Here is a 13,280-nt window from a genome sequence, read left to right as displayed (position 1 = left end):
CGAGGCCACCGATACCGCGTCGACGCACCGGGTCGACCGTGACCGCCCCAGGAGGCACTGCCCATGACGGCTAGCACCACTTCGAGTCACCGCGAGGCCCCGGACCGAAATCTTGCCCTCGAACTGGTCCGGGTTACCGAGGCAGGTGCTCTGGCCGCAGGTCGCTGGGTCGGTCGGGGCGACAAGGAGGGCGGCGACGGCGCCGCCGTCGACGCCATGCGCCAACTCGTCCACACAGTATCGATGCGCGGCATCGTCGTCATCGGTGAAGGGGAGAAGGACGAGGCCCCAATGCTGTTCAACGGCGAAGACGTAGGCAACGGCGACGGTCCCGAGTGCGACTTCGCCGTCGATCCTGTCGACGGCACCACCTTGATGTCGAAGGGAATGCCCAACGCCATCTCCGTCCTCGCGGTTGCCGAACGCGGCGCGATGTTCGACCCGTCCGCCGTGTTCTACATGGAGAAGATCGCTGTCGGGCCCGAGGCCGCCGACGTCATCGACATCACCGCACCGGTCGCCGAGAACATCAAGCGCGTCGCGAAGGTTCGTAAGGCCTCGGTCTCCGACGTGACGGTGTGCATCCTCGACCGGCCCCGGCACGCACAACTCATCCAGGATGTCCGCGACACGGGCGCCCGCATCCGCCTGATCTCAGACGGGGACGTCGCCGGCGCGATCGCCGCCGCCCGCCCAGAATCGGGCACCGACATCCTGATCGGTACCGGCGGCACCCCTGAGGGCATCATCGCCGCCGCCGCAATGCGCTGCATGGGTGGTTCGCTGCAGGGCAGGTTGGCCCCGATCGACGACGCCGAACGGCAGAAGGCCATCGACGCCGGTCACGACCTGGACCGTGTCCTGACCACAGAAGACCTGGTGTCGGGTGAGAACGTCTTTTTCTGCGCAACCGGTGTCACCGATGGCGACCTGCTCCGCGGCGTCCGCTACTACGGCGGCGGCGCATCGACCCAGTCGATCGTGATGCGTTCGAAGTCGGGCACGGTCCGCATGATCGACGCCTACCACCGTCTCGAAAAGCTGCGCGAATACTCATCCGTGGATTTCGACGGCGAGGATGGTGCTGTTCCGCCGACGTTCTAGGCCGCTCTGCTCCCGTGTGCCTCCTCCCGCCCGCCCCGGCTCTTGTCCCACCGGGCTCTTGTCCGACGCAGGAAAGGCACACGGGAGCGGCCCCATCATCGCCTCGGAAGTGGCAATGTTTGACCCATGACCGAGAGCAGCGAGCAGCAGTATCGGATCGAGCACGACACCATGGGCGAGGTGCGGGTGCCTGCGAACGCACTGTGGCGCGCTCAGACCCAGCGCGCCGTCGAGAACTTCCCGATCAGCGGCCGAGGACTGGAACGTGCCCAGATTCGCGCGATGGGGCTGCTGAAGGCGGCCTGCGCGCGGGTCAACAAGGATATGGGTCTCCTCGAGGCAGAGAAGGCGGACGCCATCATCGTCGCTGCCGGTGAGATCGCCGAAGGCCGACACGACGACCAGTTCCCCATCGACGTCTTCCAGACCGGCTCGGGCACCAGTTCCAATATGAACGCCAACGAGGTGATCGCCTCCATCGCCGCCGCTTCCGGTGTCTCGGTTCACCCCAACGACGACGTCAACATGTCGCAGTCGTCCAACGACACCTTCCCCACCGCGACACACGTCGCCGCGACCGAGTCTGCGGTGAAGGATCTGCTTCCCGCCCTCGATCATCTGCGATTGGCCCTGCTCGACAAATCGGCCGAATGGAAGACCGTCGTGAAGTCCGGCCGAACGCACCTCATGGATGCCGTACCGGTGACCCTCGGCCAGGAGTTCGGCGGCTACGCCCGCCAGGTGGAGGCCGGAATCGAACGCGTGGTGGCCTGCCTTCCCCGGCTCGGTGAGCTGCCCATCGGCGGCACCGCGGTCGGGACGGGCCTCAACGCCCCGGACGGCTTCGGCCGCAAGGTAGTGGCCGAACTGGTCGAAGCGACGGGCCTCGAGGAGTTGACGTCGGCGAAAAACAGCTTCGAGGCGCAGGCGGCCCGGGACGGACTGGTGGAGGCGTCCGGCGCTCTCCGCACGATCGCGGTGTCTCTCACCAAAATCGCCAACGACATCCGCTGGATGGGTTCGGGTCCTCTCACTGGACTCGGCGAGATCGCGCTCCCCGACCTGCAGCCGGGAAGCTCGATCATGCCCGGCAAGGTCAATCCGGTACTCCCCGAAGCGATCACGCAGGTCGCCGCCCAGGTGGTCGGCAACGATGCGGCCATCGCATGGGGCGGCGCCGCAGGCGCGTTCGAGTTGAACGTCTACATCCCGATGATGGCCCGGAACCTGTTGGAGTCGTTCACACTGCTGACGAATGTGTCGCGGCTGTTCGCCGACCGATGCGTCACCGGTCTCGTCGCCAATACCGAGCACCTGAAGACCCTTGCCGAGTCGTCACCGTCAATCGTGACGCCGTTGAACTCTGCGATCGGGTACGAGGAGGCCGCCGCCGTCGCCAAGCAAGCGCTCCGGGAGAAGAAGACCATCCGCGAGACCGTCGTGGATCGCGGCTTGGTCGGGGATGCGCTCAGCGAGGAAGAACTCGACAGACGTCTCGACGTGCTGGCCATGGCCAAGGTGAAGGACTGACAGCCGGCATCAGGAACTTGGGCTCGAGTGGCTCGACCCTCGTCGGGCGAAGGTCGCTACAGAAGTGCGGACAGTTCCTCTCTGGCCTTGTCGCCTTCCGGACCCAAGTCGGTGCGGGTAGCCATATTCCATGACCGCAGCATCGGGGTGAACACTTTCTCCCCTTGCGCCGCAGGGTCGTAGATTCCGGCCTCCGCGAGCACCGCAGTGCTGTCGGCTCCCCCGGGGAGCACTACCCGCGGCACATCGAACGCCGCGATTCGCGACGCTACCGCCCGTGCAGTCTGGTCCGGCACCAGTTCGAAGGCCGCATCCACGAGGTTCCGGTAGAAGAGCGACTGCAAATCGTCATCTGCGGCAAGCCGCTCGGCGATCACCGCCACCAGTGGGTCCTCCCCGAGTGCTGCGGTGTTGTGGTGCCGCACCGCGGCCGCCTTCTCCTCGAACGCCGAATTCACGAGCATCTCGATCAGATGCATCGGCGGCATTGCGTAGCCTCGCAACATCTCGTCCATTCGCGCACGCTCGAGGGCAACCGGGTCGACTGCCCGCGTCACCATCAGGTAGTTCCGAATCACGATGGAGTGCCGGTTCTCCTCCGCGGTCCAACGGCCTACCCATCGCCACCACGGGCCGACGAGAGCAAGGTGCTTGCCGACCTCGCGGTGGTATGCGGGCAGGTTGTCTGCGATGAGCACCCCGACCGTCAGCGCGAGCGACTCGACGTCACTGAGGGAGGATTGGTCTGCCGACCAATCAATTCCACCGATGAACGCGTAGTTCTTGCCCTGACCCCAGGGAACCAGATCATGTGGCTGCCAAACGTCAGCCTCGGCGATGTGGCGCTTGAAGTTTTCCTCGACGGCCGGGACCAGCTCATGAAGCAACTGCGAGTCACTCTTGTCAATCGCCATCGGAACACCGTAGCGCCGATATGGATATTCAGGGTGCGTAGCCGCGAAATCAATGGAAAACGACACCGTCATCGTGGCAAAACGGCGTGGTCGTCGACCTGCGGTCGATAGCCTGAAAACAACGACTTTCCGAGCCCGCGCGGAGGAGCGCCAGATGCGTAGACACAGGAGCCTGGCGACACTCCTCACGCTCGTGCTCGGCGGATCGCTCGTCGCAGGCTGCACCTCCGACACAAGCGACGCCTCATTCGCCCGTACCTCTGACGTGAACTCCCCCATGGCGTCCACTGACCTGGTAAACCCTGCCACCGTGGCGGGTGTCGACATTCCCCAGGGCCAGATCGATGATGCCGTAGGGCGCCTCGATGAACTGGCGAGAGAGTTGATGGACAGTTCGGGCCTCCCTGGCATGGCGGTGGCCGTCGTCCACGACGGACAGACCGTCTACGCCAAGGGCTTCGGAGTGCGCGAGGTCGGAACCGATCAGAAGGTGGACGCCGACACCGTCTTCCAGCTGGCGTCGCTATCGAAACCGGTCGGGGCGACCGTCGTCGCCCGCCAGGTGGGAGCCGGAATAATCGATTGGGACACTCCGGTCTCCTCCGCGCTGCCCGATTTCTCGTTGGCCGACCCGTGGGTGACCGAACACGTCACGGTGGGTGATCTGTATTCGCACCGGTCGGGCCTGCCCGACCACGTCGGCGACAAACTGGAGGACCTCGGCTACAACCGACAGCAGATACTCGACAAGCTCCGCCTCGAACCACTGAGCCCGTTCCGAATAAGCTATGCGTACACCAACTTCGGTCTCACCGCGGCGGCCGAGGCTGTCGCAGCTGCGTCGGGGACTGACTGGGCCACGCTCTCCGAGCAGGCGATCTACCAACCGTTGGGGATGACCTCCACCAGTTCCCGGTATGCCGACTATCAGGTCGAGGACGACCGCGCCACCGCCCATCAACTGATCAACGGGATATACGTTCCCGCTGAGCGTGACCCCGACGCCCAGTCACCAGCCGGCGGAGTGAGCTCGTCAGCCAACGACATCAGCAAGTGGATGGCGATGCTCTTGGCCGACGGGTCGTTCGACGACAGGCAGATCGTCGACCAGGACGCACTTCTGCCCGCCGTCAGTCCTCAGGTCGTCTCCGTGCCACCGCGTTCCCCGGATGCTCGCCCCGGGATGTACGGATACGGATTCAACGTGTCAACGACACCGGCTGGGCGCGTATCCCTCAGCCACTCGGGCGCGTTCCAGCTCGGCGTGGCGGCGAACTTTGTCGCGATACCGTCTGCGGACGTCGCCATCGTCGCGTTGACCAACGGTACCCCCGTCGGTATCCCGGAGACCCTGACCGCCGAATTCGCCGACCTCGTCCAATTCGGTGCGATCCGTGAAGACTGGCGGTCGCTGTACGCCGAGGCCTTCGCGTCGATGCGCGCCCCGGAAGGAAGTCTTGTGGCCAGGGATGCACCCACCAACCCCGCTCCCGCGCAGCCACTTCACACCTACACCGGCGTCTACGACAACGACTACTGGGGTCCAGCAGTCATCAGCGAAGACGGCGACGCACTCTCGCTCCAACTCGGCCCCGCCGGTCAATCATTTCCGCTGACGCACTGGAGCGGCGACGAGTTCACGTTCATGCTGAGCAACGAGAATGCCCCGCCCGGCACGATCTCGAAAGCCACCTTCGCAGGCGACGGCATCACATTGGAGTACTACAACACCCACGGCCAGGGGACCTTCGTTCGCTGAGCCAATCACAATGGCAAGGGAGAAGTTATGAATGCGAATGCGAACTCGGACAAGCCAACCGACACAACCACGCCGGGCACGACGGATGTCGAGGTGGTGCGGTCCTTCCTTGCCGCACTCGCCGACGGCGACCCGGCGGCCGCCAAGCAATACCTCGACCGGGACATCGTGTGGCACAACGTGTCCCTACCCAAGGTGCACGGGATCGATCGCGTCATGCGAGTGCTCGAGAGAATGGCCGGACCGGGTGTCGGATTCGAAGTGCGGCTGCACCACATCGCCGGCGACGGTACAGCCGTTCTCACCGAACGCACCGACATCCTCATCTACAAGAAGATTCGGAGCGAGTTCTGGGTCTGCGGCACGTTCGAGATGAAGGACGGCAAGATCGTAGTCTGGCGCGACTACTTCAGTTTCCGCGACATGCTGTGGGGAACCATCAAGGGAATACTCCGCATAGTGTGACTTTCGGCCTCTCTCGATTCCGCCGAATGTCACATCGGTTCAGCCTGATTGGACCCGTGTGACATTCGGCGGAGTACCCTGCCTCTTTTCTCCTACGGCGTCGGCCCGAACTCTTCGAGCATCTCCGTGACGAGAGCGGCGACCGGTGAGCGCTCGCTGCGCAGCAGGGTGATGTGCGCAAACAGCGGATGCCCCTTGAGTTTCTCGATCACCGCAGCCACGCCGTCGTGCCTCCCGACCCGCAAGTTGTCGCGCTGAGCGACGTCGTGCGTGAGGACCACCCGCGAACCGGTTCCCAACCTGGACAGAACCGTGAGCAGCACGTTTCGTTCCAGCGACTGCGCCTCATCGACGATCACAAACGAATCGTGCAGGGATCGTCCACGAATGTGCGTGAGCGGCAAGACTTCCAGCATCCCCCGGCTGATCACCTCGTCCATCACCTCGGGACTGGCAAGTCCGTCGAGAGTGTCGAAGACTGCCTGTGCCCACGGGCCCATTTTCTCGCTCTCGCTGCCCGGAAGGTAGCCGAGTTCCTGACCACCGACGGCATAGAGGGGGCGGAAGACGACGACCTTTCGCTGCGTGCGACGTTCGAGGACCGCCTCCAGCCCTGCGGTCAACGCCAGCGCCGACTTGCCGGTACCGGCCTTGCCACCGAGCGAGACGATGCCGACACTGTCATCGAGAAGAATGTCGAGAGCGACACGCTGTTCGGCCGAACGTCCGTGCAGACCGAACGCTTCACGCTCGCCTCGCACCAACTGCACCCGCTTGTCGGCGTTCACCCGCCCCAGCGCGCTCGACGATCCGCCCAGCAGTCGAATACCCGTATGGCACGGAAGCTCTCGCGCCTCCTCCAAGTCGACGACACCCTCCGAGAAGAGTTCGTCGATCGACGACGACGTCACCTCCATCTCGGTCATACCGGTCCAGCCGGATGCTATGACGTCGTGGGCGTGATACTCGTCGGCGGACAGCCCCACCGCACCGGCCTTCACACGCAGCGGGATGTCCTTACTGACAAGAACTACGTCGTTCCCCTCGGCCTGAAGGTTCAGGGCGCAGGCCAGAATCCTGGAATCGTTACTGTCCGTGCGAAATCCGACCGGAAGAACCAATGGGTCGGAATGGTTCAACTCGACCTGAAGGGTGCCACCGTCGGTCCCGATCGGCACAGGTTGGTCGAGTCTGCCGTGCTCGACCCGCAGGTCGTCGAGCATGCGCAGCGCTTCTCTCGCGAACCACCCCAGCTCGTGGTGGTGCCGCTTTCCTTCGAGTTCGCTGATTACCACAAGGGGAAGCACCACGTGGTGCTCGGCGAACCTGGTGACAGCCCAAGGGTCCGACAGTAGTACAGATGTGTCCAACACGAATACATGAACGACCGAATCCGAGGGATTTTCGGAAGCTGTGGACGAATACCCGCTTCGGGCTGACACGGAGCGTGAAGCAGTCACGTGAGGCTCCTAGGCCTGCGTGGCGCCACGCAGACTCGGTTCGCTGGACCGGTCCGTCCCTGGTGTGTCAGTCCACACAGGGGCCGGGCGCCGGCCCCCTCGCACTGAGTCTTTCAGCCACGATCAGGACCTCCCGTACAAGCAACTTCCCCGCTGCCTGTTACCCCAAGACCGTACTGCCAATCACACCGGACTGCGATACGAGTGGCGGGCGTGTCGGCGAAGATTGTGTTACGTCTGCGTACTCCTGCGACGGAAGGTTAACTCGAGACTCGACGGCTACCGATCTCATCTTGGACGAGTGCGGTACGGATGCGTTCCTCGAGACGGTTGGCGATGACCTCAGTGGTCGCCGATCGCAACCGGACCAGATGGTCCGTGTAGTACAGGTATCGTCCGTCGTCAGCTATGTCGAACCAGGTCGTGGACTCGAGAATCGAATCGTGAGCGCCCTGCCACGGCCCGTGCAGGCAGATGTACCCCGCGCGCGTGCGGCGAGCCAGGATGCGCTTGAGAAGGGGGGCTCCGGAGGCGTTGGCGTTGTGGAGAACGCCGGTGCGAGCCGGGTCGGGGCGCAGGTCGTCGGGGTGCACATCGATCGAGGCAGTGCGTCCGGCTCCGACCTCCGGGATTTCTCGGAGCAGGTCGTCCACGAACCGCCGGATGTCGGGTGTTCGCGACCCGAGCCGGACGTGCACACGTAGGTCGCCGGTTCCCGGCGCGGAGCTCAGGTCGCCGATTTTCCTCGAGGAGGGCAGTTGATCGACAACGACGGCGACTCGGCCGCGCACGGCACCGCGCCGTAGCACTGGAGCGTCGCCCGGTGAATAGACGCTGACCGGTACCTCGGGGTAGCGAAGGACCGTGATGGCATCGCGGAGCTGAGGGTCGAGCTGCTCGTTGCGCCATCGCTCGAGCTGCTGCCGTTCGGCGTGCAGTTCGCTCTCGACACGTGCGTCACAGCGGTGCTCGAAGGGATGCGGCATCGTGTCGAGATCCGTCGCCTCCCACAAGTGCATGAATTGCGCGGAGGACAGTTGCCAGTTCATGCTCCGATCACCGGGGGCGCCACTGCGCCGATATCGCCGATCAGCTCGTTGCCGTTGTCCATGTTGATTAGGTAGCTCGGCGTCTCGTGTTCCGTATCTTCGTTCTTGCCTGCCCCGGCGCCCGGTGCACCCATCGGCATAGCCATTCCCATGCCGGGACGTGCCATGCTCGGCTTGGCGGAGACGGCTCCGGCGCCTGTTCCGGCGGCGGCTCCCGCCGCGGCTCCGGCGGCCATACCGGGCGGAATTGCGCCGGGAACCAGGGCGCCACCCTGGCTTTCGTTCGCCCTGTCGTTTCCTCTCCGGGGAGCACTGCCGCCGACACCGCCGATTCCGCCTGTGCTGCCGCCGTTGGCGTTGGCTCCGCTCTGCGGGCTGTGCGCGTTCGCCGAGGTCGTCGACGTGGGTGAGTTCGCCCCACCCTGGCTACCGGGTGCTGCTCCTTGCGGCGAGCCCTCCGCGGCGGCGGCCTGCGTGTTCGCGGCACCATCCTCTTCGGCCGCAGCAGACTCGCCTTCTCCTAGCGGGCCCGAACCCTCGGCCCCGACCCCGGTCGTGCCGTCGGTACCGCTCCAGCCACCCCCTCCATCGCCCTGGACTCCGGCGATCGGCGGTGGGGGCACGATGGAGGGCACGTTGGTGCCGGCGTCGATGAAGCTCGGCTTGTAGATCCGCTCGAGGATCTGCGCGGCCTCACGCCGCTGGTTCTCTTGCTCCGCCTTCGCAGCGACGGCATCCGCGCCGCTGATCAGCAGCTGCAGTGGAAGCGCATCCGACAGCAGGCTTTGTACCGGCGGTTTCACATCGCTCGCCGCGCTGCCCGCCTGCCGAAGTTTGACACCAATCGTTTGAAGCGACGCGTTGGTATCACCAACCGGGTCCATCAAACGGTCGACCGCGGCGGCCGCGGCGTCGGCGGCGTTGCCCTCCCACCCCGAACTGATGATGTTCTTCAGGCTGAACAGCCCCCAACCGATATCGAATTCCCTTGCCACGGAAAGGACCCTGCCCGCAAGGTCCTCGATCTGTCCGGCATCGAGCGAGGAGACCTTGCCGAGCATCTCCTCGCGACTCATCCCGTCGAAGACGTCCGGGTCGGAGACGTAGGGAGGGTCGCGTTCCTCATCGATGTGTCTGCCCAGTTGCTCGAGAGTGGCATCAAGACGTTTACGCTCAACGGCCCCAGCGCCGTCGTCTGGTGCCAGCAAGCCGTTGATGTCGCTCATGTCTACGTCCCCTCAGGTAGATAACGGGCGATGATGCTCGCGGTCTCCTCAATCCCTACGCATCGCTCCTCCTCCAGGTTCTGGTCCGACCGAGTGAGTTGGATATTGCGAGAGACGATCAGGATGCCGTACCCGGTCTCCATGCTCACCCCGCAAATGGACCTGGCTGGCACCTTACGTAGCGCGCGGCGACCGTCGAGCACGATCGGTGTGGAGTAGTCTTTCACCTTCTCCTGCTCCTCGGCGAAAGTGATGTTCGAGGAGTACACGTTCAACCCGTACTGGCGTTGCGGCGTGTCGAACCCACAGATCAGGAACGTGTGATAATCGGCCTCGACGACATCTTCGTCCTTGGACTGCGGGTCGTAGCCCGCCTCTACCAGTGCCTCATCCGGAATATCGAGGCACGGATCGAACACCACTAACGGCCGATCCGATTGATCCACATAACGCGGAACCCGAGTCGTAGGAGTCGGCGACGCAGTGTCCGACGCCACCGCCGCCTCGGGTGATTCCGGCGCACCACAACCCGAGACGACCGTGGCGAGCGCCAGCAGCGCGCCCACTGATGCGCGGCGCAGACTCACTGGTCCACCCCACCCTCGAGGCTTCTCAGCGCCCGGGCGAACTGTCCGTCGGTGTCTGCGAACGCCTCGCCGCCGGCCGCGAACGCCTCCCGCATTGCCGCGATGACCGCTTGGTACTCCTCGAGCCTCTGGACGACCGTCTCTCCCTTACGCCGGTACCCCTCGGCGAGCTGTTGACCGATTCGGAAGTCGCCAAAACCGCCGACGTCTTGAAGTCTGTTCGCTTCCTGGAGCGCGTTGTCGATCGACTCGAGCATCTGGTCGCAGACGCGCACGCACTGATCGATCGCTTCCGGTTCGAGGCGCAGCGCCATCGGTCCCCCCTTCGTCATCGACCGTGTGTCACCGACCGTCGTCGACGTGACCCCACGGCCGCTCGCGGAATGGTACTTCGCCGGGCTCCACACGCTCGTTGCAGGGGTGGCTGCGCAACAACCACCACCGGCAACGACATTCGAGCGTCAGCAGCGACGCACCCGCTGCAATCCCCTAGATCAGCCGCCAGTCCTCGAGGCCCTCGTACAGCGGGGTGTCAGCGGCCAGCTTGGAGACGCGGGCCTTCAACGACTCGATGTCGGACGATCCGGCGAGCGCGGTGCCGATGATGTCGGCGACCTCGGTGAACTGCTCGTCACCGAAACCGCGCGACGCGAGCGCGGCGGTGCCGATTCGCAGGCCGGAGGTGACCATCGGCGGGCGCGGGTCGAACGGTACGGCGTTGCGGTTGACCGTGATGCCGACCTCATGGAGGAGATCCTCGGCCTGCTGGCCGTCGAGTTGCGAGTTGCGCAGGTCGACGAGCACCAAGTGCACATCGGTGCCACCGGTCAGGACGCTCACACCCTTGCCGGCCACGTCGGAACCGGTCAGGCGCTCGGCGAGGATCTTCGCACCGGACAGCGTGCGCTGCTGACGGTCCTTGAACTCCGCGGTGCCCGCGATCTTGAGGGACACGGCCTTGGCGGCGATGGCGTGCATCAGGGGGCCACCCTGCTGGCCGGGGAATACGGCAGAGTTGAGCTTCTTCGCCCATTCCTGCTTGGCCAGGATCAGACCGGAACGAGGTCCGCCCAGAGTCTTGTGCACGGTGCTCGACACGACATCGGCGTACGGCACCGGTGAGGGGTGGAGTCCCGCCGCCACCAGACCCGCGAAATGCGCCATGTCGACCCACAGGTACGCGCCCACTTCGTCCGCGATGGAGCGGAACGCCTCGAAGTCCTGGTGCCGCGGGTATGCCGACCAGCCCGCAACGATCACCTTCGGCCGAGACGCGACCGCGATCTTGCGGACCTCGTCCATGTCGATGCGGTTGTCTTCCTTGCTGACCCCGTACGACTCGACGTCATACAGCTTGCCCGAGAAGTTCAGCTTCATCCCGTGCGTCAGGTGTCCGCCGTGCGCGAGGTCGAGGCCGAGGAGCTTCTCGCCCGGGTTCATCAGTGCCATCAGGACCGCTGCGTTGGCCTGCGCGCCGGAGTGCGGCTGAACGTTGGCGAAATCTGCACCGAACAGTTCCTTGGCACGGGTGCGGGCAAGATCCTCGACGATGTCGACGTGCTCACAACCGCCGTAGTAGCGACGTCCGGGGTATCCCTCGGCGTACTTGTTGGTGAGAACGCTGCCCTGCGCCTGCAGAACCGCGCGGGGAACGAAGTTCTCCGACGCGATCATCTCGAGCGTGTCTCGCTGACGGGCTAACTCCCCTGCCATGGCCTCGGCGACTTCGGGGTCGAGTTCGGCAAGAGGAGCCGTGTTGACGTCGGTACCGGGCACAGCGGTCATCGAGGAATCTCCAAGCTGGATGCGGAAACGAATACTGCCAGTCTACGAAGGACTGGCGATCGCATCCCACCCGCCCGCAGTCAGCGGCAGCTCTCGGTCGCGCAGGACGCTGGGGACGAGTGGTTCGTCGAGCAGACGACGGAAGCGCTCCGATCGCTCCGCGCCGATCGGCACCTCCTCCAGCCAGCCGCCGAGGAGTCGGTACCCCTCGACATACGTGCTCGTGTACGCCCGCCACAGGGGTGAGGACAGGAACCGCAACGACTGCCGGGCCCGGTCCGGGGTCGACAGGGTCCACCGCTGAAGGAATGCCGCGACGTCGTCGTGGCTTCGACCCTCGTCGTGCAGCATCATCGCCGCGTCCTGCCGCACGCCGAGCAACTGACCGGACGCCGCCGAGATGCGCTGGGCCCGCTCGCCGTCGAACCGCAGGCCTAGATCGGCGTAGATCTCCTGCGCCCACAAACCCCAGTCGCGTCCGACGATCGATTCGAGCGCGAGGTCGGCAAGCCCCTCGGCCATCAGGCACTGCGGGGTGTTGACGAGGAACAGCGTCTGCTCGAGCTGTCCCGCCCCCACGAGCCCCGCCTCCTTTCGACAGTGCTCGGTGTGGTGGCCGGGATACGACTCGTGCGCGATCAGCCGTGGCAGGTTCGCCATGTGCTGCTCGAGATCGGAGTTGATCGCGACCCTCGAACGGTAGTCGCCGAGGTAGTAGTTGAAACCCGACCAGGGCTTGTCGCCCACCACCTCGTACTCGACCACCTCCGAATCGGGCAACATATAGCGCTGACGTACGAGATCGCGCAGTGCGCTCGAGAATGCGTCGACGCACTCCTGCAGACGGTCTGCCGGAATGCGATCGGAGGCCCGGTGTGCCTGCATGCGCTCGGCGAGCGGTCCGGTTCCGGGAAGGACGGCATCAATCTTGCGGTGCGCCTCCCGGTAGTGGTCTTCGTCACCGCGCTCGATATGGACGTCGAAATACGCCTCGACCTCGTCGACGAAGCCGATGTCGGCGCCCGCGAACTTGTGCCCTGAGCATTCGAGTGCGCGGAGATGGACATCGAGGAACCTGGACCTGTCCTCGGCCAGACCCACCGAGGGCAGCTCGGCACGCAGGCTCGACGCCGTACGCGCGAGATCACGCGGATCGGGCCGTGGCGCGTTCTCCACCTGCCTGCGCAACGCCGGATCGCCGGTGTAGGCGTCGACGAATCCTTCCTCTAGTCGGTCGAAACCCAACCCGATCAGCAGGTATTCACGGACAAACGAAGCGGATTCCATGCAGAATGACCTTAGTCCAGGCGCATCGGCCCGACCCGCCGACAGCGCTACCGCCGAGACCAAGCACAATCCGACTATGGAACCGCTACTCTCCAGCGCATCGACGAAGGAAGA

The 13,280-nt window shown here is 64.8% G+C and carries 12 protein-coding genes; 4 read left to right on the top strand and 8 right to left on the bottom strand.

Features of this window, described 5'->3' with window-relative positions:
* Positions 1–63: 63 nt before the first annotated feature.
* Together glpX and BFN03_RS02240 are read left to right on the top strand one after the other, a co-directional pair.
* Positions 64–1,104, top strand: a complete 1,041-nt coding sequence (gene glpX, locus BFN03_RS02245; protein WP_070377636.1) for a class II fructose-bisphosphatase — start codon at positions 64–66, stop codon at positions 1,102–1,104.
* Positions 1,105–1,230: 126 nt separating this feature from the next.
* Positions 1,231–2,634: a class II fumarate hydratase gene (locus BFN03_RS02240; RefSeq protein ID WP_070377635.1), complete on the top strand. Its 1,404-nt coding sequence runs from the start codon at positions 1,231–1,233 to the stop codon at positions 2,632–2,634.
* 56 nt (positions 2,635–2,690) lie between these two features.
* Here BFN03_RS02240 and BFN03_RS02235 read toward each other — a convergent pair whose 3' ends face one another.
* A complete protein-coding gene (locus BFN03_RS02235; protein ID WP_070380544.1) occupies positions 2,691–3,548 on the bottom strand; it encodes an acyl-ACP desaturase in 858 nt (285 codons plus the stop codon).
* A 154-nt stretch (positions 3,549–3,702) separates the two neighbouring features.
* Here BFN03_RS02235 and BFN03_RS02230 point away from each other — a divergent pair, with 154 nt between their 5' ends.
* Together BFN03_RS02230 and BFN03_RS02225 are read left to right on the top strand one after the other, a co-directional pair.
* Positions 3,703–5,307: a serine hydrolase gene (locus tag BFN03_RS02230; RefSeq protein WP_070377634.1), complete on the top strand. Its 1,605-nt coding sequence runs from the start codon at positions 3,703–3,705 to the stop codon at positions 5,305–5,307.
* Positions 5,308–5,334: 27 nt separating this feature from the next.
* Entirely contained in the window at positions 5,335–5,772 is a 438-nt protein-coding gene (locus BFN03_RS02225) for a limonene-1,2-epoxide hydrolase family protein (protein WP_084385469.1), read from the top strand.
* A gap of 92 nt (positions 5,773–5,864) precedes the next feature.
* On the opposite strand, the gene BFN03_RS02220 is transcribed toward BFN03_RS02225, so the two are convergent.
* The 7 genes from BFN03_RS02220 to BFN03_RS02190 all read right to left on the bottom strand — a co-directional run bounded on the left by BFN03_RS02220 (position 5,865) and on the right by BFN03_RS02190 (position 13,166).
* Positions 5,865–7,232: a PhoH family protein gene (locus tag BFN03_RS02220; RefSeq protein ID WP_198163362.1), complete on the bottom strand. Its 1,368-nt coding sequence runs from the start codon at positions 7,230–7,232 to the stop codon at positions 5,865–5,867.
* A 260-nt stretch (positions 7,233–7,492) separates the two neighbouring features.
* Positions 7,493–8,281, bottom strand: coding sequence for an ESX secretion-associated protein EspG (locus BFN03_RS02215; protein WP_070377632.1), 789 nt, complete (start codon positions 8,279–8,281; stop codon positions 7,493–7,495).
* The gene (locus BFN03_RS02210) at positions 8,278–9,507 is read right to left on the bottom strand and encodes a hypothetical protein (protein WP_070377631.1); all 1,230 of its coding nucleotides are present in this window, start codon (positions 9,505–9,507) and stop codon (positions 8,278–8,280) included. Before BFN03_RS02210 ends, BFN03_RS02215 begins: the two co-directional genes overlap by 4 nt.
* A gap of 2 nt (positions 9,508–9,509) precedes the next feature.
* Positions 9,510–10,094 carry a DUF3558 domain-containing protein gene (locus BFN03_RS02205; protein WP_232320405.1) on the bottom strand — a complete coding sequence of 195 codons (585 nt, stop codon included), beginning with the start codon at positions 10,092–10,094 and terminating at the stop codon, positions 9,510–9,512.
* Positions 10,091–10,426, bottom strand: a complete 336-nt coding sequence (locus BFN03_RS02200) for a hypothetical protein (RefSeq protein ID WP_157109550.1) — start codon at positions 10,424–10,426, stop codon at positions 10,091–10,093. Before BFN03_RS02200 ends, BFN03_RS02205 begins: the two co-directional genes overlap by 4 nt.
* Before the next feature lie 157 nt (positions 10,427–10,583).
* A complete protein-coding gene (gene glyA, locus BFN03_RS02195; RefSeq protein WP_070377629.1) occupies positions 10,584–11,879 on the bottom strand; it encodes a serine hydroxymethyltransferase in 1,296 nt (431 codons plus the stop codon).
* Positions 11,880–11,921: 42 nt separating this feature from the next.
* A complete protein-coding gene (locus tag BFN03_RS02190; RefSeq protein WP_070377628.1) occupies positions 11,922–13,166 on the bottom strand; it encodes a DUF885 domain-containing protein in 1,245 nt (414 codons plus the stop codon).
* Positions 13,167–13,280 lie beyond the last annotated feature (114 nt).

It is taken from the genome of Rhodococcus sp. WMMA185 (genome assembly GCF_001767395.1).
GTDB lineage: Bacteria > Actinomycetota > Actinomycetes > Mycobacteriales > Mycobacteriaceae > Rhodococcus_F.
Note: the sequence above shows the minus strand (reverse complement) of the source record. Positions and strands in the feature narration are given on the sequence as shown.